The following is a 21,278-nucleotide window of genomic DNA, read 5'->3' on the forward strand; positions in this document are numbered from 1 at the left end:
TATAAGGGGTGAAGAATCAGCATGTTCAAACCTGTACAAGTAGGGAAAAGGACTCGATACACGTATGCTAAGATTAACGAGGTCTTGAAAATGCCTCATTTGTTGGATTTACAGAATAAATCCTACGAATGGTTCCTGGAAAAGGGACTGAAAGATATCTTCAAAGACATTTCTCCCATCGAAGATGCATCGGGTAACCTGTCTTTATCCTTCGAGGATTTTAAATTAGGGGAACCGAAGTACGACATTCGTGAATGTAAGGAACGCGATACGACATACGCCGCACCGCTCCGCGTCCAAATCCGTCTTGTCAACCACGAAACAGGTGAAATCAAGGACCAGGAAGTATTCATGGGTGATTTCCCACTGATTACCGATACAGGTACCTTCATTATCAATGGGGCAGAACGCGTTATCGTCAGCCAGCTCGTCCGTTCTCCGGGCGTCTACTATGGCCACGAAATCGACCCGATGGGCATCCGCCTGTACAATTCGACGGTCATTCCGAACCGTGGTGCCTGGATCGAATTGGAAACAGACGCCAACGACATCGTCTATGCCCGTATCGACCGCAACCGCAAGATTCCTGTCACGGTCCTCATCCGCGCGCTGGGCTGGTCGTCGAACGCCGACATCCTCGAACTCTTCTTCGACGATAAACGCCTGAAGGCTACGTTTGAAAAAGATACGACGGAAAATCAGGACGAAGCCCTCGTTGAAATCTATAAGAAACTCCGCCCCGGTGAACCGCCGACCGTTGAAAGTGCCCGCAATCTCTTTGAAGGCCTCTTCTTCGACCCGCGCCGTTATGATATGGCCCGCGTTGGCCGTTACAAAGCCGGCAAGAAACTCGGCTGGGAACGCCGCCTCTTTGGCCTGACCTTGCACGAACCGATCGTCAACCCGGAAACAGGGGAAGTCATCGTCGATGCCCATACGGAAATCGGCTCGGCTGAAGTTGAAAGGATCCGCGAAAGCGGCGTCTTCCATCGCGAAATCGCCGACGGTGCGCCCGCCGGTGACGGCGGCGGCCTCGTCGAAGCCTTCGTCGAAAAACCGGACGGCTCGGTCTACAAGATCATCTGCAACAACAGCGACCTTCCGTATGACCACCGCACGATTACCCGCGAAGACATCATCGCCCACATCAGCTATCTTCTCAACCTCATGGACGGCTTCGGAACTGTCGATGACATCGACCATCTGGGCAACCGCCGCCTGCGCTGCGTCGGCGAACTCCTGCAGAACCAGTTCCGCATCGGCCTGACCCGTATGGAACGCGTCGTCCGCGAACGCATGACCATCCAGGATGCCGAAAGCATTACGCCTCAGGTCTTGATCAACATCCGTCCTGTCGTCGCTGCTATCAAAGAATTCTTTGGTTCCAGCCAGCTGTCCCAGTTCATGGACCAGACAAACCCGCTGGCAGAAATCACGCACAAACGCCGTCTGAGCGCCCTCGGCCCTGGCGGTCTGTCCCGTGAACGCGCAGGGTTCGAAGTCCGCGACGTCCATCATTCCCACTACGGCCGCATGTGCCCGGTAGAAACGCCTGAAGGCCCGAACATCGGCTTGATTTCGTCCCTGGCCTGCTTCGGTAAAGTCAACGAATTCGGCTTCATCGAAGCCCCGTACCGCCGCGTCGATAAAGAAACGGTCGTCGTTACGGAAGATGTCCACTACATCACGGCTGATGAAGAAGAACAGTACGTCATCGCCCAGGCCAACGAACCGTTGACCGAAGATGGCCATTTCGTCCACGAACGCGTTGCCTGCCGTCACGGTGAAGATACCCGTGAATTCCCGGCTGACCGCGTCGACTTCATGGACGTATCGCCTAAGGAAGTCGTTTCCGTCGGTACATCCATGATCCCCTTCCTGGAAAACGACGATGCCAACCGTGCCCTCATGGGTGCGAACATGCAGCGCCAGGCAGTACCTTTGCTGCGCACACAGGCTCCGCTCGTCGGTACCGGCATGGAATACAAGACGGCTTGTGACTCCGGCGTCTGCGTCCTGGCAAAACACAGCGGCGTCGTATCCCGCGTTACTGGCGACACCATCCAGGTCCGCACGGATTCTGGTTCTGTCGATACATATAAACTCATCAAATTCGTCCGCTCCAACCAGAGTACCTGCATCAACCAGCACCCGTTGGTCTATAAGAACGAAAGGGTCACGGAAGGTCAGCCCCTGGCTGACGGCATGGCTACGGACGGCGGCGAATTAGCTCTTGGTTACAACATCCTCGTAGCCTACATGCCTTGGGAAGGCTATAACTACGAAGACGCCGTTCTCCTCAGTGAAGAACTCCCGAAGAACGACATCTACACATCCATCCACATCGAAGAATACGAATGTGATGCCCGCGACACGAAACTGGGTTCGGAAGAAATTACCCGTGAAATCCCCAACGTCAGTGAAGAAAGCACGAAGAACCTCGACGAAAACGGCATCATCATGATCGGTGCCGACGTCTTCCCGGGCGACGTCCTGGTCGGCAAAGTCACGCCGAAAGGCGAAACGGAACTGACACCGGAAGAACGCCTGCTGCGCGCCATCTTCGGCGACAAGGAACGCGAAGTCCGCGATACGTCGCTGCGCGTACCTCATGGTGAATCGGGGAAAGTCGTCAACGTCCGCATCTTCTCCCGTGAAAATAACGACGAACTGCCGCCTGGCGTAAACCATCTGGTCCGCGTCTACATCGCCCAGAAACGTAAGATCCACGAAGGCGACAAGATGGCTGGCCGTCACGGCAACAAAGGTGTCGTTTCCCGCGTCATGCGCCAGGAAGATATGCCTTTCCTGCCCGATGGCACGCCGGTCCAGATCGTCCTGAACCCCTTGGGCGTACCGTCTCGTATGAATATCGGTCAGATTTTGGAAACCCACCTTGGCTGGGCTGTCCACGAACTGGGCAAACAGATCAAGGAAATGGATCCGGGCCTGGAAGAAAAACTCCGCGCTGCCGGCTATGATTTCGATAAATACGGCATGCCCAAACCGGACGTCGCCGGTGTCCATATCGCAACACCGGTCTTCGACGGCGCTCAGGCCGAAGACGTCTTTGAAGCCCTGAAGATCGCCGGCCTGCCGGAAGACGGCAAATCCGTCCTCTATGATGGCCGTACAGGGGAACCGATGGACCGCCGCGTCACTGTCGGTTACACGTACTTCCTCAAACTGCATCACCTCGTCGACGACAAGATCCATGCTCGTTCGACAGGCCCGTACTCCCTGGTCACGCAGCAGCCGCTCGGTGGTAAAGCCCAGTTCGGCGGCCAGCGTTTCGGCGAAATGGAAGTCTGGGCTCTGGAAGCGTATGGCGCAGCCTATACCCTCCAGGAAATGCTGACTGTTAAGTCTGACGATGTCGTCGGCCGTGTCAAGGCTTACGAAAAGATCGTCAAAGGTGAAAATATTCCTGAACCGGGCGTACCGGAATCGTTCAAGGTCCTCCTCAAAGAACTCCAGGCCATCGGCCTCGACGTCCAGATCCTGAACGAAGACGGCGAAGAAGTCGTCATCAAGGAACTCGACGATGAAACGGAACCGGAACAGACTGATGAACTCCGCCGCGTCATGGAAGGTGAAAATGGTCCGGAAACACCGGCTGCACCGGCTGAAGACGCTCCTGCCGAAGGAGAAGAAGGCGAAGAACAGGAACCCGTCGCCAACGGCGGCGAAGATGACATCATGAGTGCCATGAGCCTCGATGCCGTCGCCGAAGCTGAACAGGCTGACGATGATGAATAACGAGTCGATAGAAGGGAGCGGTATTAGTGCTTGATGTGAATGAATTCGATTCCATGCGGATCGGTCTTGCTTCACCGGAAAAGATCCTCGAATGGTCCCACGGGGAAGTCAAGAAACCAGAAACGATCAATTACCGTACATTGAAACCGGAACGGGATGGGTTGTTCTGCGAACGCATTTTTGGGCCGACAAAGGACTGGGAATGTCACTGCGGCAAATACAAACGTATCCGGTATAAAGGTGTCGTCTGCGACCGCTGCGGCGTCGAAGTCACGCGCGCCAAAGTCCGTCGTGAACGGATGGGCCATATTAAACTGGCTACACCGGTATCTCATATTTGGTATTTTAAAGGCATCCCCAGCCGGATGGGCCTGATCCTCGATATTTCTCCCCGTTCGCTGGAAAAAGTCTTATACTTCGCCTCGTACATCGTCCTCGATCCGGGCGATACGCCGCTTACCAAGCAGCAGCTGATGACGGAAACGGAATATCGTCAGTATCTGGATATGTACGGCGATAAATTCCGCGTCGGCATGGGCGCTGCAGCTGTCAAGGAACTGCTGCAGGGCCTGGACCTGGACCAGCTGGACAAACAGCTCCGCGATGAACTCCGCGATTCGTCGGGCCAGCGCCGCGTCCGCGCTATCCGCCGGCTGGAAGTCGTCGAAGCCTTCCGCCACTCCGGCAACAAACCGGAATGGATGATTATGGATGTCATCCCGGTCATCCCGCCGGAACTGCGCCCGATGGTACAGCTCGACGGCGGCCGCTTCGCTACGTCTGACCTGAACGATCTCTATCGCCGGGTCATCAACCGTAACAACCGCCTGAGCCGCCTCTTGGAACTGGGCGCACCGGACATCATCGTCCGCAACGAAAAACGTATGCTCCAGGAAGCCGTCGATGCCCTCATCGATAACGGCCGCCGCGGCCGTCCGGTCACGGGCCCGGGCAACCGTCCCCTGAAATCCCTGTCGGATATGCTGAAAGGGAAACAGGGCCGTTTCCGCCAGAACTTGCTCGGTAAACGTGTCGACTACTCTGGCCGTTCGGTTATCGTCGTCGGTCCGGAAATGAAGATGCACCAGTGCGGCCTGCCGAAAGAAATGGCCCTGGAACTCTTCAAGCCTTTCGTCATGAAGAAACTTGTCGAAAAAGGCATTGCTACCAATATCAAGAACGCTAAGAAGAAAGTCGAACGCGTCAACAGTGAAGTCTGGGACGTCCTGGAAGACGTCATCAAGGAACATCCTGTCCTCTTGAACCGCGCCCCGACACTGCATCGTCTGGGTATCCAGGCTTTCGAACCGATCCTCTGGGAAGGCCGCGCCATCAAACTGCATCCGCTGGTCTGCACGGCATTCAACGCCGACTTTGACGGTGACCAGATGGCCTGCCATCTGCCTCTTTCCGTAGAAGCCCAGTCCGAAGCGCGGACGCTCATGCTTTCGTCTCATAACATCCTGGCTCCGAAAGATGGCAAACCGGTCGCCGTCCCGACACAGGACATGGTCCTCGGTGCTTATTACCTGACCCTGGTCAAACCGGCTGCCAAGGGCGAAGGCAAGATTTTCTCCAACTACGATGAAGTCATGCTTGCTTACGATGCCAAAGTCATCGACATCGAAGCCCTGATCAAGGTCCGCATCCCTGGCCACGGCCTCATCGAAACGACGGCAGGCAAACTGCTCTACAACTATCAGATCTATGAACCACTGCGCCTCTTCCATACGGATAAAGTCATGGTCTTCACGGACCCGAAGGACACGGTCTTCGCCTATGAAAACGGCCTCATCGACTGGTCCCACTTCGTCAAGATCAAAGACGAAGAAGGCCATATCCGCGACTATGGTTTCTCGCAGCTGAAAGAAAAATTCGGTGTCGACCTCACGGCTACGCGCCCCTTGCCGAAGCGTAAGATCGACGAAGCCGCTGTGGCTGAATTCAAGAAAGATAAAGAATATGTCGACGTCAACTGCCTGGGCGTCCTCATGAACAAGAAACAGATCGGCAAACTCGTCGATGCCTGCTTCCACCTCGTCGGCAATACCAAGACGGCAGAACTTCTGGACAAGATCAAGGCCATCGGCTACCATTACGCCCGCCAGGCCGGTATGTCCATCGCTATTTCTGATATTCAGATCCCGGCAGAAAAATGGGATATCCTCAATGAAGCCGACAAGAAGGTCCAGAACGCCTATGCCATGTATCAGCGCGGCTTGATTACCGAAAACGAACGCTATAACAAGAGCGTCGAAATCTGGACAAAGGCCACTAACGACGTTACGGATGTCATGATGGATAACATGGACCCGTTCAACTCGATCTTCATGATGGCTGACTCCGGCGCTCGAGGCAGCCGTGACCAGATTCGTCAGGTTGCCGGTATGCGTGGCTTGATGGCTGACCCGTCGGGCCGTATCATCGACTTGCCGATCAAAGCGAACTTCCGTGAAGGCCTGTCCGTACTGGACTACTTCACCTCGTCTCACGGCGCCCGTAAAGGCTTGGCCGATACGGCACTGCGTACAGCTGACTCGGGTTATCTGACCCGTCGTCTCGTCGACGTCTCTCAGGACGTCATCGTCCGTGAAGATGACTGCGACGTATTCGGCATCGACCTCGTCCGCGAACGGGCCCGTCTGGCCAGCTCGTGCCGCCAGGCCGTCAACCTCCTGCGCGACAAGCTCATCGGCCGCGTCCTGGCCCGTGATGTAGCGGATCCGGAAACCGGCGACATCGTCTTCCCGGCAGAACATCTCCTGACCAACGACGATATGGATACGGTCATCGAACACCAGATCCCGAAACTCTACCTCCGCGGCAGCCAGATGGATATCAACGATGACCTGAACCACACCAACGTCATCGAAACGGTTTCCCTCGGTGCTCCGGAAGAAGGTTTCCGCGCAGCTATCCGCAAATCCATGGCGGAAAATATGCTCGGCAAGACTGTCGAAAAAGCCGTCATCGATTCCAACGGCATTGAAATCTGCGCCAAAGGCACGCCGCTCACAGAAGATGCCATCGACCGCATCCTCAACAGCGACGTCGATGAAGTCAAGGTCCGCAACAACGACATCCGCGGCGTCGAAGTCACGGCTATCGTCGAAGACAGCGGCAACGGCGTCATCGAATCGCTGGAAGACCGCATCGAAGGCCGTACGGCTGCCGAAACCCTGGTCAACCCGGAAACGGGCGAAGTCATCGTGGCCCTCAACGAAGAAATCATGGCAGACCAGGCCAAAGAAATTGCAAAATACTATGATAAAGTCCGGATCCGCAGCGTCCTCACCTGCCGCAGCCGTTATGGCGTCTGCGCGAAGTGCTATGGCCGCGACCTCGGTACGGGCGGCAAGGTCAATGTCGGCGAATCGGTCGGCACCATCGCTGCTCAGTCCATCGGTGAACCGGGCACACAGCTGACCATGCGTACCTTCCATACGGGCGGTGTCGCAACGGCCGGCGATATCACCCAGGGTCTTCCTCGTGTCGAAGAATTGTTTGAAGCCCGTAAGCCGAAGGGCAATGCTATCGTCACGGAAATCAGCGGTACCGTATCGATTACCGAAAAAGAAGACCATCACGATATCAACATCGTCCATGTCACTTCCAAGGACGGTGAAGAACGGAGCTACACCATCCCGTTCGGTTCGCACCTCGTCGTACATGAAGGCGACTTCATCGAAAAGGGCAGCCGCATCACGGCCGGCTCCATCAACCCCCACGACATCCTGCACATCCTGGGTGTCGAAGCTACCCAGCGGTACCTCGTATACGAAGTACAGAAGGTATACAAATCCCAGGGTGTTGGTATCAACGATAAGCACATCGAAGTCATCGTACGCCAGATGCTGCGCAAGATGAAGATCGAAGACGCCGGCGATGCCGATGTATTGCCGGGCGATTATATCGACGTCAACATCTTTGAAGATATGAACAAGCGCATCGAAAGCAATGGCGGCAAGCCCGCTATCGGCAAACCGATGCTCCTCGGTATCACCAAGGCCGCACTGGCAACGGACTCCTTCCTGTCGGCTGCATCCTTCCAGGAAACGACCCGTGTCCTGACCGATGCTGCTATCAAAGGCAAGATCGACCCGCTCCTGGGCCTCAAAGAAAACGTCATCATCGGTAAACTCATCCCGGCTGGTACGGGCATGAGCCGCTACCGCAAGATCAAGGTCGTAAAGCCCGTTCCGTCTATCAGCTATGAAGACGAAGAAGGCAACCCCGTAGACGCACCGGAAGGTGCCGATACGACACCGGAAGCCGGACATTAAGAGAGTAAAAAAGGGCTGTCGCATGTGCGACAGCCCTTTTTTGTTGTTAGTGGTTCGTCGTTCGTAGGGGCTCGCACGTGGCGAGCCCGTTTTGTATATATGGGAAGGCTCGTGGCTCACGAATCACTAGGACACGTGTAATAAAAAATGTACTGATTACGCAGTTTTTACCCAAAAACTCATTGACATATCATATTCGTGATGATAAAATATCTAAGTGTCGCAATGAATGCATTGCGTCTAAATTGCAAGACGTAAGGAGTGAGGTTTCGTGAGCTTGGAACTAGCTGCCAGTGTCCGCAAGACCGTGGGCGCGAAGCAAACCCTGAAAGCAATGAAACGAAACGAAGTCACACAGCTGTACATCGCCAATGATTGCGATGAACAGGTCGTAGCGCCGCTCATAGCAGAAGCCGAAGGCGCTCACATCCCCGTCGACCGCGCTTACACCATGACCGAATTGGGCATGGCCTGCCACATCAAGGTAAAAGCTGCAGCCGTAGGCTTGTTAAAATAATTTTCGGTAACATCATCTCATGAGCTCTGCTCGTTGATGATTACATTATAAATCTAATTGTTTGGAGAGGAGGTGCCCAAATGCCAACAATCAGCCAATTGGTTCGTAAAGGACGTCAGGTTGCCGTCACAAAATCGACAGCACCGGCTTTGAAAAACTGCCCGCAGAAACGCGGTGTCTGCACTCGTGTATACACAGCTACCCCGAAAAAACCTAACTCGGCTCTGCGTAAAGTTGCCCGTGTTCGCTTGACGAACTCCATCGAAGTAACTGCTTATATTCCCGGCATTGGTCACAATTTACAGGAACACAGTGTTGTATTAATCAGAGGCGGTCGTGTCAAAGACCTTCCTGGTGTACGTTATCACATCGTCCGCGGTGCCTTGGATACAGCTGGCGTAGCAGATCGTCAGCAGTCCCGTTCTAAATACGGCGCTAAGAAAGGCAAATAAGATTTGCCATTTAAGATGAACAAGATGACTTACATAGCATAGAGGAGGAATTAGACATGCCAAGAAAAGGCCCCGTGCCGAAGCGTGATGTGCTGCCGGATCCGGTGTACCATTCCAAATTGGTAACGCGCTTCATCAACAAAGTTATGTTGGACGGCAAAAAAGGTGTCGCTGAAACCATCGTTTATGATGCTTTCGACATCATCCGTTCTAAAATGAATAAAGATCCTTTGGAAGTATTCGAACAGGCTCTCAACAACGTTATGCCTGTCCTGGAAGTCCGTGCCCGCCGCGTCGGTGGTGCTAACTACCAGGTTCCTGTCGAAGTACGTGCAGACCGTCGCCTGTCCCTCGGTATCCGCTGGACTGTCGGCTATGCCCGCAAACGCGGCGAACGCACGATGAAAGAAAAGCTCGCTGGCGAATTGATGGACGCCTTCAACAATACAGGCGCTGCTATCAAGAAAAAGGAAGATACTCATAAAATGGCTGAAGCTAACAAAGCTTTCGCTCATTATCGTTGGTAATTTACGATATTTATTATTTTTTGAGGAGTGGAAAAAACCGTGCCAAGAGAATTTTCTTTGGAAAAAACGAGAAATATTGGCATCATGGCTCACATCGATGCTGGTAAAACCACGACAACAGAACGTATCCTGTTCTACACCGGCCGCGTCCACAAGATCGGCGAAGTTCATGATGGCGCTGCTACCATGGACTGGATGGCTCAGGAACAGGAACGTGGTATCACGATTACATCGGCTGCTACGACGGCTCACTGGAAAGGATACCGCATCAACATCATCGATACTCCGGGGCACGTTGACTTCACCGTTGAAGTTGAACGCTCGCTGCGCGTACTCGACGGCTCTGTTGCTGTTTTCTCCGCAAAGGGCGGCGTAGAACCGCAGTCGGAAACGGTATGGCGTCAGGCTGAACATTACCATGTTCCCCGTATCGCATTCGTCAACAAGATGGATACGACCGGTGCTGACTTCCTGAACGTTGTCGACATGATGAAAGATCGTCTTCAGGCAAATGCCGTTGCTATTCAGCTCCCAATCGGTGCTGAAGCAACCTTCCGCGGCATCATCGACCTCATTACCATGAAAGCAGAAGTCTATGACGATGCACTCGGTAAAGAAATCGAAGTTGTCGACATCCCGGAAGACGAATTAGAAGAAGCTAAGAAATATCATGACATCATGGTTGAAGCTGTTTGCGATACCGATGAAGACCTCATGATGAAATACCTCGAAGGTGAAGAAATCACCATCGACGAATTGAAAGCAGCTATCCGTAAAGGCGTCTGCACGAACAAATTGTTCCCGGTCCTCTGCGGTTCTGCTTACAAGAACAAAGGGATCCAGATGCTCCTCGACGCTGTCGTCGATTACATGCCGAGCCCGTTGGATATTCCTCCGGTCAAAGGCACCAACCCCGACACAGACGAAGAAGAAACTCGTGAAGCTGATGACAATGCACCGCTTTCCGCATTGGCATTTAAGATCATGGCTGACCCCTTTGTCGGCAAACTGGCATTCTTCCGCGTTTACTCCGGCACCTTACAGGCCGGTACCTATGTCTACAACTCGACAAAAGGTAAAAAAGAACGTGTTGGCCGTATCCTCCGGATGCACGCTAACCACCGCGAAGAAGTACAGGAAGCTTACACGGGCGACATCGGCGGCATCGTCGGCCTGAAAGATACGACCACAGGCGATACGCTGTGCGATGAAAAACACCCGATTATCCTCGAAAAGATGGAATTCCCGGATCCGGTTATTTCCGTAGCCGTTGAACCGAAGACCAAAGCTGACCAGGAAAAAATGGGCATTGCCTTGGCTCGTCTGGCTGAAGAAGACCCGACGTTCAAAGTCAAGACCGATGCTGAAACCGGCCAGACCATCATCTCCGGCATGGGCGAACTCCATTTGGATATCATCGTCGACCGCATGTCCCGCGAATTTAAAGTAGACTGCAACGTCGGCAAACCGCAGGTTGCTTACCGCGAAACCATCCGCAAAGATGTCAAGTCTCGTGGTTTCTTCAAGCGTCAGTCCGGCGGCCGTGGTCAGTATGGTGACTGCTGGCTCGAACTCATTCCGCAGGAACAGGGCAAAGGCTACGAATTTGAAAACAAAGTCGTTGGCGGCGCTATTCCTAAGGAATACATCGGCTCCGTTGAAGCTGGTGTCAAAGAAGCAATGGAAACAGGCGTTTTGGCAGGTTTCCCGATGGTCGATATCAAAGTCGTCGTATACGACGGTTCTTACCATGAAGTCGACTCCTCGGAAATGGCCTTCAAGATCGCTGGCTCTATGGGCTTCAAAGAAGGTGCCCGCAAGGCAGACCCGGTTCTCCTCGAACCGTACACGAAAGTCGAAGTTGTCGTTCCTGAAGAATACATGGGCGACGTCATCGGCGACCTCAACTCCCGCCGTGGTCGTGTCGAAGGTATGGAAATGCGCTCCGGTGCAGAACATATCAACGCATTCGTACCGCTGGCAGAAATGTTTGGCTATGCAACGGATTTGCGTTCCCGTACGCAGGGCCGTGGCGTTTATACGATGACATTCGACCACTACGAAGAAGTTCCGAAGAACGTAGCCGAAAAAGTCATCAGCGAAAAAGGCTAATATAATTTAATTTACACTGGAGGAACAGCAAATGGCTAAAGAACATTACGAAAGAACCAAACCGCATGTTAACATTGGCACGATCGGTCACGTCGACCACGGCAAAACTACTTTGACAGCTGCCATCACCAAAGTTTTGGCTGAAAAAGGCTACGCTAAATTCGAAGACTATGCTGATATCGACAAGGCTCCGGAAGAACGTGAACGTGGTATTACAATCAACACGGCACACGTTGAATATGAAACAGACAACCGTCACTATGCACACGTTGACTGCCCGGGCCATGCTGACTATGTCAAGAACATGATCACCGGTGCTGCTCAGATGGACGGCGCTATCCTCGTCGTTTCCGCTGCTGACGGCCCGATGCCCCAGACTCGTGAACACATCCTCTTGGCCCGCCAGGTTGGTGTACCGGCTATCGTCGTATACCTCAACAAAGCTGACCAGGTTGACGATCCGGAACTCATCGAACTCGTTGAAATGGAAGTTCGTGATCTCCTCAGCTCCTACGATTTCCCCGGCGACGAAGTTCCTATCGTAGTTGGCTCTGCTCTCAAAGCCCTCGAAGGCGACGAAAGCGAAATCGGCAAACCGTCCATCCTCAAATTGATGGATGCTGTTGACGAATACATCCCGACTCCGCAGCGCCCGACGGACCAGCCGTTCCTCATGCCTGTCGAAGACGTCTTCACCATCACAGGCCGCGGCACTGTTGCTACAGGCCGTGTTGAACGTGGCGAACTCAAAGTTGGCGACGCAGTTGAAATCGTCGGCCTCGCTGACGAACCGAAAGATACGGTTGTTACGGGCGTTGAAATGTTCCGTAAGATCCTCGACCGTGCTGAAGCAGGCGACAACATCGGCGCTCTTCTCCGCGGCATCGACCGTAAAGAAATCGAACGCGGCCAGGTCCTCGCTAAACCGGGTACCATTCATCCGCACACGAAATTCAAAGCTCAGGTTTACGTCTTGACGAAAGACGAAGGCGGCCGTCACACTCCGTTCTTCAACGGCTATCGTCCGCAGTTCTACTTCCGTACAACTGACGTAACTGGCGTCATCCAGCTCCCGGAAGGCACTGAAATGTGCATGCCTGGCGATAACGTCAAAATGGATGTTGAACTCATCACTCCGATTGCTATCGAAGCCGGCCTCCGCTTCGCTATCCGCGAAGGCGGCCGTACAGTAGGCGCTGGCGTCGTTTCCGAAATCGAAGGCTAAAAATAGTTTGAAGTTTGTAGTACCGAGTTTGTAGAAAGAGGTTAAAATTTTTAGCCAATGACTGCAAACTAAAAACTACAAACTTGATACTTAAAAGAGGCTGTCGCATATGCGACAGCCTCTTTTTTGCATGCATTCATGCATGAATCGCAGTTCGCAGTCCGCTGTTCGCAAAACCATGCCACATGGACCCGTTAGGTGTATGGACATTCTTCATAGCGGGCCGCCCAAGGCTCCCTTCATAGGGGAGCTGGCCGCTGAAGGCGGTCTGAGAGGTTAAAGGACGGCCCCTACGCACAAGGCCGCAGGCCGTGAAAGATTTATCGCCTGGCTGCGATTGTAGGGGCTCGCACGTGGCGAGCCCGCTTCTGGCATAATGAGGGAATCGCGGTTATAGTAGCGTGGGGCACTAAAGCCTCGCTTCATAGGAGAGGTGGCCCGAAGGGCCGAAGAGGTTAACCTCTCAGTCAGCTGCGCTGACAGCTCTCCTAGCAGGAGAGCCGGGCCGCTAACCACTAGCCACTAACTGCTAACAACTTAAAGGGCTTGTCGTCATGCGACAAGTCCTTTAGCATGATGCAACGACATGGGACCCATGTTAAATTGGTTCGATTATTTCTCAAAAACATAGAAAACTCCTTGCATGATGCGCCTTTTTGTAGTAAACTAAGTAAGTACGCGACAACAGGGTAATACCCTCTGCGGCGCGCTAAACTATGATATAAGATGTTGCCCGCCTTGCGGGGAAACTCTTATGGAGCAGTCTATTCAAGGAAATAGACGTTAGGAGGAATTAAGTAATGGCAAAACAGGAAAGAATTCGTATTCGCCTCAAAGCTTACGATCACAAAACGCTTGATCAGAGCGCGGCGAAAATCGTCGACACGGCGAAACGTACCGGTGCTATGGTATCCGGACCGATTCCGCTTCCGACAGAAAAGAACATCTTCACGATTCTTCGTTCTCCCCATGTCAACAAAGACTCTCGTGAACAGTTCGAACTCCGTACGCACAAACGCTTGATCGACATTCTCGAAGCATCCAACAAGACCGTTGATGCCTTGACAAGACTCAATCTGCCGGCAGGCGTAGACATCGAAATCAAATTATAGGAGGAGGTGCGATTATGTCTAAAGCTATTTTGGGTAAAAAATTAGGTATGACTCAGGTCTTTACTGAAGAAGGCGCAGTCGTCCCTGTAACCGTCGTCGAAGCTTCCCCGAACGTAGTTGTACGTGTCAAGACCGTTGATACGGACGGATACAACTCCATTCAGCTCGGCTATGGTGAAATCAAAGAAAAACATCTGACAAAACCCGTTAAGGGTCAATTCGACAAAGCAGGCGTTGCTCCTGTTAAGTATCTTCGCGAATTCCGTTTGACAGATACGCCGGAATATACGGTAGGCCAAACTCTGGCAGCTGATATTTTCGCAAGCGGCGATCTCGTCGACGTAATTGGCACCAGCAAGGGCAAAGGTTTTGCAGGTACCATCAAACGTCACGGTTTCCACCGCGGACCGATGGGTCACGGCTCCAAATCTCATCGTGAACCCGGTTCTCTCGGACCTATGACCAGTGGTGGCGGCGGTAAAGTCGTCAAAGGTAAAAAACTTCCTGGACAAATGGGTGGCAATCAGGCAACTGTTCTTCATCTCTCCATCGTCAAAGTCGACATGGACAAGAACCTGATCCTGGTTAAAGGTGGTATCCCGGGCGCCAAAGGCAGCCTCGTCATGATTCGCGATACTGTAAAACCCCGCTAATAGTTGTCTACAGGAAGGAGGATAAAATATAATGCCAAAAGTAAGCACGTATAATATTACCGGCGCACAGACCGGTGAAATCGAATTGAACGATAGCGTATTTGGCGTTGAAGTGAACGAAGCCGTTATGCGTCAGGCCGTTCTCCGTCAGCTCGCCAACCAGCGCTTGGGCACACATTCCACCAAAACTCGCGGCGTCGTTCGCGGTGGTGGCAGAAAGCCTTGGAAACAAAAAGGAACCGGCCGGGCCCGTGTAGGCAGCAACCGCAGCCCGTTGTGGGTTGGTGGCGGCACCATCTGGGGTCCCCATCCGCGCTCTTACGCACAGAAAATGCCGCGTAAAGCTCGTCGCCTCGCCGTTAAATCCGCTTTGAGCAATAAAGTCAATACTAACGAATTGTTCGTCCTCGACGAAATCAATCTCGCAGCTCCGAAGACGAAAGAAGTCGTCGCACTCATCAACAACTTCAAATTCGCTGGTGAAAAAGTCCTTTTCATCACCGACAACGATGAAGTCGTAGAACGCTGCGCACGCAACATCAAAGGCGTTAAAGCCATTTCCACTACGGGCGTCAACATCTTTGACCTGCTCCACTACACGAAATTGTTCGTTACGAAGAGCGCTGTAGCTAAGATTGAGGAGGTGCTCGCATAATGAACATGCATGATCTCTTGCTGAAACCGGTCATCACTGAAAAAACGACCATGATGATGTCTGATGGCAAATACACATTCAAAGTACCGCTCCGTGCTAATAAAGTTGAAATCCGTAAAGCTGTTGAAGCCGTCTTCGGCGTCAAAGTTAAAAGCGTAGCAACACTTCGCACGATGGGCAAATTCAAGCGCATGGGTAAATACATCGGCAAGCGCCCGGATTACAAGAAAGCCATCGTAACCCTTCAGGAAGGCGAAACCATCGAATTCTTCGAAGGAGCTTAAGGAATTAACGAATAAGGAGGAGGCACTACAATGGCCATTAAATCATTTAAACCGTACTCCGCTAGCCGCCGTTTCATGACTGTTTCGACATTCGAAGAAATCACGGCGTCTAAACCGGAAAAATCCTTATTGGCTAAAGTAACCAATAAGGGCGGTCGTAATAACAGCGGCCGTATGACTGTCCGCCATCAGGGCGGTGGTCACAAACGCCGTTATCGTTTGATTGACTTCAAACGTATTAAAGATAACATCCCGGCAAAAGTTGCGACGATCGAATACGATCCGAACCGCTCTGCCAACATCGCTCTTCTGTTCTACGCAGATGGCGAAAAGAAATATATCATCGCTCCGAACGGCCTGAAAGTCGGCGACGTTCTCTACAGCGGTCCTGAATCGGATATCAAGATCGGCAACGCATTGCCGCTCCAGAACATCCCTCTCGGTACGCTCGTACACAACGTCGAACTGAAAATCGGCAAAGGCGGCCAGATGGTCCGCTCCGCTGGTGAATCGGCTCAGCTCATGGCTAAAGAAGGCAACTATGCACTGCTCCGCCTTCCGTCGGGCGAACTTCGTCAGGTACACGTACGCTGCCGCGCTACGATCGGCGTAGTCAGCAACACGGACCATGAAAACATCACCATCGGTAAAGCCGGCCGTTCCCGTTGGAAGGGCATCCGTCCGGGCAACCGTGGTGTCGTCATGAACCCGTGCGATCATCCGCATGGCGGCGGCGAAGGTAAAGCTCCTGTTGGTCGTAAACGTCCGGTTACTCCTTGGGGTAAACCTGCTTATGGCGTTAAGACTCGCGACGCTAAGAAAGCTTCCAATAAATTCATTGTGAAGAGACGTAAATAAGTGTTGAGGAAAGGAGATAACTAAGTGTCCAGATCCATTAAAAAGGGCCCATTCGTAGCACACCATCTCTTGAAGAAAATCGACGCTATGAACGAAGCCAACGAAAAGAAAGTAATCAAAACCTGGTCCCGTGCCTCGATGATCCTGCCGAGCTTCGTCGGCCACACCATCGCTGTTCACGACGGCCGTAAACATGTACCTGTCTATATCACGGAAGATATGGTAGGTCATAAATTAGGCGAATTCGCACCGACTCGTACGTTCAAGGGTCATGCTAAAGCCGAAAAAGTAACTAAATAAGGGGGTAACATAAATGGCAGTAAAAGCTGTTACGAAACACATTCGCATTGCTCCCCGTAAAATTCGGATTGTTGCTGACTTGGTTCGGGGCAAAAACGTCGGCGAAGCTTTCGCTATCTTGAAATTCACTCCGAAAGTGGGTTCCCGTGTAGTTGAAAAAACTTTGCGCAGTGCCGTTGCTAATGCGGAACATAACAATGATATGGACGTTGCAAAATTGTTCATTTCTGAAATCTTTGTTGACCAGGATTCCACGATGAAACGTATTCATCCGCGCAGCCGTGGACAGGCCTTCAAAATTCTCAAACATTCCAGTCATTTGACGGTTGTTGTTGACGAAAAAGCATAAGGAGGGAAATGGAGTGGGTCAGAAAGTTAATGCCCATGGATTCCGCGTCGGCGTTTCCAAACCTTGGGACGCAAAATGGTATGCAGAAAAAGATTACGCTGCACTTTTGAATGAAGACGTCAAGATCCGTGAATTCTTAAAGAAACAGTTATACATCGCAGGTGTTTCCCGTATCGAAATCGAACGCTCTGCAAAACGTATCAAATTGATTATCCATACCGCAAAACCGGGCATGGTCATCGGCCGTGGCGGCGCAGGTATCGAAGATATTAAAAAAGCGTTGAAAGCCTTCACCACTAAGACTGTCGACGTAAACATCGCAGAAATCAAACAGGCCGAAATGGATGCAACCCTGGTTGCTGAAAACGTTGCCGGCCAGCTCGAACGCCGTATCGGCTTCCGCCGCGCTATGAAACAGTGTGTTGGCCGTACCATGCGTATGGGCGCTAAAGGTATCAAGATCATGTGCTCCGGCCGTCTCGGCGGTGCTGAAATCGCTCGCAGCGAAAGCCTTCGCGACGGTTCCATCCCCCTGCATACGCTCCGTGCTGACATCGACTATGGCTTTGCAGAAGCTCATACGACATATGGCTGCATCGGCGTCAAATGCTGGATCTACAAAGGTGAAATCCTCCCGGAAGCTAAGAAAGCTCCGAAGAAACGCGAAGGGAGTGAAGCATAATGTTAATTCCAAAACGTGTTAAATATCGTAAACAGTTCCGTGGCCGCATGAAAGGCCAGGCACATCGTGGTAACAAAGTCGCTCATGGTGAATACGGCCTCGTCGCTCTCGAACCGTCGTGGATTACGAACCGCCAGATCGAAGCAGCCCGTATCGCTATGACCCGTTATATCAAACGTGGTGGTAAAGTCTGGATCAAAATCTTCCCGGACAAACCGATCACGGCAAAACCGGCTGGTACTCGTATGGGTTCCGGTAAAGGCGCTCCTGAATACTGGGTTGCCGTTGCAAAACCGGGCCGCGTACTCTTTGAAATGGGCGGTGTAAGCGAAGAAATTGCTCGTGAAGCAATGCGTCTTGCCGGCCATAAGCTGCCGATTAAAACGAAGTTTGTTGTTAAAGGTCAGGAATTAGGTGGTGAATAAAATGAAGGTTAAAGAAATCCGTGCGCTGAGCGCTGCCGAAATGGATGAAAAAGTGGTTAGCCTGAAAGAAGAATTGTTTAACCTCCGTTTTCAACATGCGACCGGCCAATTAGAAAATCCAATGCGTATCCGCGAAGTCAAGAAGACAATCGCTCGCATCAAAACGGTACAGCGTGAAGCAGAACTGAAAGCGCAGGCGTAAGAAACGTCCATAATTGGAATCTAAAAGGAGGTCACAAGCACAGATGGAAAGAAATGAACGGAAAATCCGCGTAGGTAAAGTTGTCAGCGATAAAATGGACAAAACCGTTGTCGTTGCTGTAGAATATAAAACACAGCACAAGCTGTACAAAAAGCCGATTATCTCGACTGTAAAATTCAAAGCCCACGATGAAAACAACGAATGCCATGTTGGCGACGTAGTCCGCATCGAAGAAACTCGTCCGCTGTCCAAACAGAAACACTGGAGAGTAGTGACAATCGTAGAAAAAGCTAAATAAGCTCGATTAATTAGGAGGTTAAGCCATGATTCAGCAAGAAACTGTGTTGAATGTTGCCGATAACACGGGCGCCAAGAAAATCTTGTGCATCCAGGTCATGGGCGGCTCGTATCGCAAATATGGCAACATTGGTGATATCATTACCGCATCTGTTAAAGATGCAACACCCGGCGGCGTTGTCAAGAAAGGCGATGTAGTCAAAGCTGTTATCGTTCGTTCCAAAAAAGGTTTGCGCCGCGCAGACGGTTCCTATATCCGCTTCGACGAAAACGCAGCTGTCGTAATCAATAATGATAAAAGCCCGAAAGGTACTCGTATTTTTGGGCCCGTTGCCAGAGAACTGCGTGAAAAAGATTTCATGAAGATCATCTCCCTGGCTCCGGAAGTATTATAAGGAGGAGGTGTTCTCAATGGGTAAAATGCACGTTAAAACAGGCGATACGGTCATCGTCATCGCTGGTAAAGAAAAAGGCAAAAAAGGCAAGGTCATCGCAACGTATCCGAAGAAAGACCGCGTCGTAGTAGAAGGCCTTAACCTGGTTAAGCGCCACACGAAACCGAGTCAGAACAATCCTCAAGGCGGCATCATCACGAAGGAAGCAGCTATCCACGTTTCCAACGTAATGCTCGTAGATCCTGAAAGCGGCAAACCGACCCGTGTCAAAATGGTCCAGCAGGCCGACGGCACCAAAGTCCGTACAGCCGTAAAGAGCGGTAAAGCTATCTAATAAGAAGGGAGGCCCTTGAGAGTGTCCAGATTAAAAGACAAATACCTTTCCGAAGTTGTGAAAGGCTTACAGGAAAAATACAATTACAAAAATGTAATGCAGATTCCGAAGGTTACTAAAGTGGTTATCAACATGGCCGTTGGCGAAGCTGTTACCAACTCCAAAGCCTTGGACGCTGCTGTTAACGATATGACCATCATTTCCGGTCAGAAACCGATCATCACGAAAGCCAAGAAATCCATCGCAGCTTTCAAAATCCGTGAAGGCATGAACCTCGGCTGCAAAGTAACGCTCCGCGGCGAACGGATGTATGAATTCCTCGACAAACTGATGAACCTCGCACTGCCCCGCGTCCGTGACTTCCACGGCGTCAGTGCCACCGGTTTCGACGGCCGCGGCAACTATACCCTCGGCCTGAAAGAACAGCTTATCTTCCCGGAAATCGAATACGATAAGGTTGATAAAGCTCGCGGCATGGACATCACCATCGTTACCACAGCTACGACCGACGAAGAAGGCCGTGACATGCTGAAAATGATGGGCATGCCTTTTGAAAAGTAATAGAGGAGGATAACATACATGGCAAAGAAATCGATGCTCGAACGTGAAAAGAAACGTGAAAAAATGGTTGCCAAATACGCTAAGCTCCGCGCTGAACTCAAAGCAAAAGGCGACTATGAAGCACTTTCTCAGCTGCCGGCCAACGCATCTCCGGTTCGTCTGCACAACCGTTGCAAAGTAACCGGCCGTCCTCACGGTTATATGCGTAAATTCGGCATCTGCCGCATCACATTCCGTGAACTGGCTTACAAAGGTCAGATCCCTGGCGTTAAAAAAGCCAGCTGGTAACACGTATTCCATGGAGGGAGGTTTTTAGATTATGGCAATGACCGATCCGATTGCGGATATGCTCACAAGAATCCGTAATGCTAACTCGGCATATCACGAAAAAGTAGAAATCCCTGCTTCGAAGATGAAAGCTGCAGTGCTCGACATCCTCAAAGAAGAAGGTTTCGTCAAAAACTACGAATCCGTAAACGAAGGCAAAACGCTGAAAGTTACGTTGAAATATGGTTCTAATAAAGAAAAAGTAATTACCGGCATCAAGAGAATTTCCAAACCGGGCCTGCGCGTATACGCTGGCAAAGAAGAACTCCCGCGCGTTCTCGGTGGTTTGGGGATCGCAGTAATTTCCACGTCCCAGGGCGTCATGAGCGACAAAAAAGCTCGTAAACTCGGCTTGGGCGGCGAAGTTATCGCTTACGTCTGGTAAATCGTTTTGGAGGTGTCAATATGTCCCGAGTAGGTAGAATGCCTATTGATATCCCGGCAGGCGTAAATGTAAACCTCGATGGCCACGTAATTACCGTTAAAGGCCCGAAAGGCGAACTCACACGTACGCTTCACCAGGATATGAAAATCACAGTGGCTGACAACGTCATCACTGTAGAACGTCCGTCTGACGATAAAAATCACCGTGCACTGCACGGCCTCACCCGTGCCCTTATTGCCAATATGGTAAAAGGTGTTTCGGAAGGCTTCAAAAAAGAACTGGAAATCGTTGGCGTTGGTTACAGAGCACAGATGAAAGGTAAGAAACTTGCCTTGACTCTTGGCTTCTCCCATCCCCTCGAACTCGATGCTCCGGCTGGTGTCACCATCGAATGCCCGAGCGCTACGCAGATCACCATTTCCGGTGCTGATAACGAAGTTGTCGGCGAATTTGCTGCTAAAGTCCGCGGCTACCGCCTGCCTGAACCGTACAAGGGCAAAGGTATCCGTTATGTTGGCGAACATGTCCGTCGTAAAGCCGGTAAAGCTGGTACGAAAAAATAAGTAACCTTTAATTAGAAAGGA

General features: G+C 51.7%; 24 protein-coding genes. All 24 read left to right on the forward strand.

Going from position 1 to position 21,278, the window contains the following annotated elements:
* The first annotated feature begins 21 nt into the window (after positions 1–21).
* Positions 22–3,759, forward strand: a complete 3,738-nt coding sequence (gene rpoB / locus ACFWUB_RS07640; protein ID WP_416183749.1) for a DNA-directed RNA polymerase subunit beta — start codon at positions 22–24, stop codon at positions 3,757–3,759.
* 53 nt (positions 3,760–3,812) lie between these two features.
* Positions 3,813–8,042 (forward strand): DNA-directed RNA polymerase subunit beta', encoded by a 4,230-nt coding sequence (rpoC, locus tag ACFWUB_RS07645; protein WP_416184394.1) that lies wholly within the window; start codon positions 3,813–3,815, stop codon positions 8,040–8,042.
* Positions 8,043–8,313: 271 nt separating this feature from the next.
* Positions 8,314–8,559: a L7Ae/L30e/S12e/Gadd45 family ribosomal protein gene (locus ACFWUB_RS07650; protein ID WP_020310059.1), complete on the forward strand. Its 246-nt coding sequence runs from the start codon at positions 8,314–8,316 to the stop codon at positions 8,557–8,559.
* 80 nt (positions 8,560–8,639) lie between these two features.
* Positions 8,640–9,011, forward strand: coding sequence for a 30S ribosomal protein S12 (gene rpsL, locus ACFWUB_RS07655; protein ID WP_014015730.1), 372 nt, complete (start codon positions 8,640–8,642; stop codon positions 9,009–9,011).
* Positions 9,012–9,067: 56 nt separating this feature from the next.
* On the forward strand, positions 9,068–9,538 hold the full coding sequence (rpsG, locus tag ACFWUB_RS07660; protein ID WP_014015731.1) for a 30S ribosomal protein S7: 471 nt from the start codon (positions 9,068–9,070) through the stop codon (positions 9,536–9,538).
* A gap of 39 nt (positions 9,539–9,577) precedes the next feature.
* Complete coding sequence (gene fusA, locus ACFWUB_RS07665; RefSeq protein ID WP_014015732.1) at positions 9,578–11,650, forward strand: elongation factor G; 2,073 nt, start codon at positions 9,578–9,580, stop codon at positions 11,648–11,650.
* 31 nt (positions 11,651–11,681) lie between these two features.
* Positions 11,682–12,875 carry an elongation factor Tu gene (tuf, locus tag ACFWUB_RS07670; RefSeq protein WP_020310056.1) on the forward strand — a complete coding sequence of 398 codons (1,194 nt, stop codon included), beginning with the start codon at positions 11,682–11,684 and terminating at the stop codon, positions 12,873–12,875.
* Between the two features lie 800 nt (positions 12,876–13,675).
* Positions 13,676–13,987, forward strand: a complete 312-nt coding sequence (gene rpsJ, locus ACFWUB_RS07675) for a 30S ribosomal protein S10 (protein ID WP_292298418.1) — start codon at positions 13,676–13,678, stop codon at positions 13,985–13,987.
* Between the two features lie 14 nt (positions 13,988–14,001).
* Complete coding sequence (gene rplC / locus ACFWUB_RS07680) at positions 14,002–14,640, forward strand: 50S ribosomal protein L3 (RefSeq protein ID WP_014015735.1); 639 nt, start codon at positions 14,002–14,004, stop codon at positions 14,638–14,640.
* Between the two features lie 31 nt (positions 14,641–14,671).
* Entirely contained in the window at positions 14,672–15,295 is a 624-nt protein-coding gene (rplD, locus tag ACFWUB_RS07685; RefSeq protein WP_020310055.1) for a 50S ribosomal protein L4, read from the forward strand.
* A complete protein-coding gene (gene rplW / locus ACFWUB_RS07690; protein ID WP_014015737.1) occupies positions 15,295–15,579 on the forward strand; it encodes a 50S ribosomal protein L23 in 285 nt (94 codons plus the stop codon). Before rplD ends, rplW begins: the two co-directional genes overlap by 1 nt.
* A 30-nt stretch (positions 15,580–15,609) precedes the next feature.
* The gene (rplB, locus tag ACFWUB_RS07695) at positions 15,610–16,437 is read left to right on the forward strand and encodes a 50S ribosomal protein L2 (protein ID WP_416183750.1); all 828 of its coding nucleotides are present in this window, start codon (positions 15,610–15,612) and stop codon (positions 16,435–16,437) included.
* Positions 16,438–16,461: 24 nt separating this feature from the next.
* A complete protein-coding gene (rpsS, locus tag ACFWUB_RS07700) occupies positions 16,462–16,737 on the forward strand; it encodes a 30S ribosomal protein S19 (protein ID WP_014015739.1) in 276 nt (91 codons plus the stop codon).
* Between the two features lie 13 nt (positions 16,738–16,750).
* On the forward strand, positions 16,751–17,086 hold the full coding sequence (rplV, locus tag ACFWUB_RS07705; protein ID WP_014015740.1) for a 50S ribosomal protein L22: 336 nt from the start codon (positions 16,751–16,753) through the stop codon (positions 17,084–17,086).
* A gap of 13 nt (positions 17,087–17,099) precedes the next feature.
* Positions 17,100–17,768 (forward strand): 30S ribosomal protein S3, encoded by a 669-nt coding sequence (gene rpsC / locus ACFWUB_RS07710; RefSeq protein WP_014015741.1) that lies wholly within the window; start codon positions 17,100–17,102, stop codon positions 17,766–17,768.
* Positions 17,768–18,193, forward strand: coding sequence for a 50S ribosomal protein L16 (rplP, locus tag ACFWUB_RS07715; protein ID WP_416183751.1), 426 nt, complete (start codon positions 17,768–17,770; stop codon positions 18,191–18,193). Before rpsC ends, rplP begins: the two co-directional genes overlap by 1 nt.
* 1 nt (position 18,194) lies before the next feature.
* On the forward strand, positions 18,195–18,395 hold the full coding sequence (gene rpmC / locus ACFWUB_RS07720; protein ID WP_014015743.1) for a 50S ribosomal protein L29: 201 nt from the start codon (positions 18,195–18,197) through the stop codon (positions 18,393–18,395).
* A 43-nt stretch (positions 18,396–18,438) separates the two neighbouring features.
* Positions 18,439–18,693 carry a 30S ribosomal protein S17 gene (rpsQ, locus tag ACFWUB_RS07725; protein ID WP_014015744.1) on the forward strand — a complete coding sequence of 85 codons (255 nt, stop codon included), beginning with the start codon at positions 18,439–18,441 and terminating at the stop codon, positions 18,691–18,693.
* 25 nt (positions 18,694–18,718) lie between these two features.
* Positions 18,719–19,087: a 50S ribosomal protein L14 gene (rplN, locus tag ACFWUB_RS07730; RefSeq protein ID WP_293986065.1), complete on the forward strand. Its 369-nt coding sequence runs from the start codon at positions 18,719–18,721 to the stop codon at positions 19,085–19,087.
* Between the two features lie 25 nt (positions 19,088–19,112).
* On the forward strand, positions 19,113–19,421 hold the full coding sequence (gene rplX, locus ACFWUB_RS07735; protein ID WP_173364624.1) for a 50S ribosomal protein L24: 309 nt from the start codon (positions 19,113–19,115) through the stop codon (positions 19,419–19,421).
* Between the two features lie 21 nt (positions 19,422–19,442).
* Positions 19,443–19,982 carry a 50S ribosomal protein L5 gene (gene rplE / locus ACFWUB_RS07740; protein WP_416183752.1) on the forward strand — a complete coding sequence of 180 codons (540 nt, stop codon included), beginning with the start codon at positions 19,443–19,445 and terminating at the stop codon, positions 19,980–19,982.
* Positions 19,983–20,000: 18 nt separating this feature from the next.
* Positions 20,001–20,270 carry a 30S ribosomal protein S14 gene (rpsN, locus tag ACFWUB_RS07745; protein WP_014015748.1) on the forward strand — a complete coding sequence of 90 codons (270 nt, stop codon included), beginning with the start codon at positions 20,001–20,003 and terminating at the stop codon, positions 20,268–20,270.
* A 31-nt stretch (positions 20,271–20,301) separates the two neighbouring features.
* Entirely contained in the window at positions 20,302–20,694 is a 393-nt protein-coding gene (rpsH, locus tag ACFWUB_RS07750) for a 30S ribosomal protein S8 (protein WP_014015749.1), read from the forward strand.
* Positions 20,695–20,714: 20 nt separating this feature from the next.
* Complete coding sequence (gene rplF, locus ACFWUB_RS07755; RefSeq protein WP_014015750.1) at positions 20,715–21,257, forward strand: 50S ribosomal protein L6; 543 nt, start codon at positions 20,715–20,717, stop codon at positions 21,255–21,257.
* Positions 21,258–21,278 lie beyond the last annotated feature (21 nt).

This window comes from Megasphaera sp. (genome assembly GCF_047831605.1).
In the GTDB taxonomy this organism is placed as follows: domain Bacteria; phylum Bacillota; class Negativicutes; order Veillonellales; family Megasphaeraceae; genus Megasphaera; species Megasphaera intestinihominis.

What these genes read in the sequence shown, in the direction of transcription:
- rpoB (WP_416183749.1), top strand. Translation starts at nt 22, where the DNA reads ATGTTCAAACCTGTACAAGTAGGGAAAAGGACTCGATACACGTATGCT.
- rpoC (WP_416184394.1), top strand. Translation starts at nt 3,813, where the DNA reads ATGCGGATCGGTCTTGCTTCACCGGAAAAGATCCTCGAATGGTCCCAC.
- rpsL (WP_014015730.1), top strand. Translation starts at nt 8,640, where the DNA reads ATGCCAACAATCAGCCAATTGGTTCGTAAAGGACGTCAGGTTGCCGTC.
- rpsG (WP_014015731.1), top strand. Translation starts at nt 9,068, where the DNA reads ATGCCAAGAAAAGGCCCCGTGCCGAAGCGTGATGTGCTGCCGGATCCG.
- tuf (WP_020310056.1), top strand. Translation starts at nt 11,682, where the DNA reads ATGGCTAAAGAACATTACGAAAGAACCAAACCGCATGTTAACATTGGC.
- rpsJ (WP_292298418.1), top strand. Translation starts at nt 13,676, where the DNA reads ATGGCAAAACAGGAAAGAATTCGTATTCGCCTCAAAGCTTACGATCAC.
- rplC (WP_014015735.1), top strand. Translation starts at nt 14,002, where the DNA reads ATGTCTAAAGCTATTTTGGGTAAAAAATTAGGTATGACTCAGGTCTTT.
- rplD (WP_020310055.1), top strand. Translation starts at nt 14,672, where the DNA reads ATGCCAAAAGTAAGCACGTATAATATTACCGGCGCACAGACCGGTGAA.
- rplW (WP_014015737.1), top strand. Translation starts at nt 15,295, where the DNA reads ATGAACATGCATGATCTCTTGCTGAAACCGGTCATCACTGAAAAAACG.
- rplB (WP_416183750.1), top strand. Translation starts at nt 15,610, where the DNA reads ATGGCCATTAAATCATTTAAACCGTACTCCGCTAGCCGCCGTTTCATG.
- rplV (WP_014015740.1), top strand. Translation starts at nt 16,751, where the DNA reads ATGGCAGTAAAAGCTGTTACGAAACACATTCGCATTGCTCCCCGTAAA.
- rplP (WP_416183751.1), top strand. Translation starts at nt 17,768, where the DNA reads ATGTTAATTCCAAAACGTGTTAAATATCGTAAACAGTTCCGTGGCCGC.
- rpmC (WP_014015743.1), top strand. Translation starts at nt 18,195, where the DNA reads ATGAAGGTTAAAGAAATCCGTGCGCTGAGCGCTGCCGAAATGGATGAA.
- rpsQ (WP_014015744.1), top strand. Translation starts at nt 18,439, where the DNA reads ATGGAAAGAAATGAACGGAAAATCCGCGTAGGTAAAGTTGTCAGCGAT.
- rplN (WP_293986065.1), top strand. Translation starts at nt 18,719, where the DNA reads ATGATTCAGCAAGAAACTGTGTTGAATGTTGCCGATAACACGGGCGCC.
- rplX (WP_173364624.1), top strand. Translation starts at nt 19,113, where the DNA reads ATGCACGTTAAAACAGGCGATACGGTCATCGTCATCGCTGGTAAAGAA.
- rpsN (WP_014015748.1), top strand. Translation starts at nt 20,001, where the DNA reads ATGGCAAAGAAATCGATGCTCGAACGTGAAAAGAAACGTGAAAAAATG.
- rpsH (WP_014015749.1), top strand. Translation starts at nt 20,302, where the DNA reads ATGGCAATGACCGATCCGATTGCGGATATGCTCACAAGAATCCGTAAT.
- rplF (WP_014015750.1), top strand. Translation starts at nt 20,715, where the DNA reads ATGTCCCGAGTAGGTAGAATGCCTATTGATATCCCGGCAGGCGTAAAT.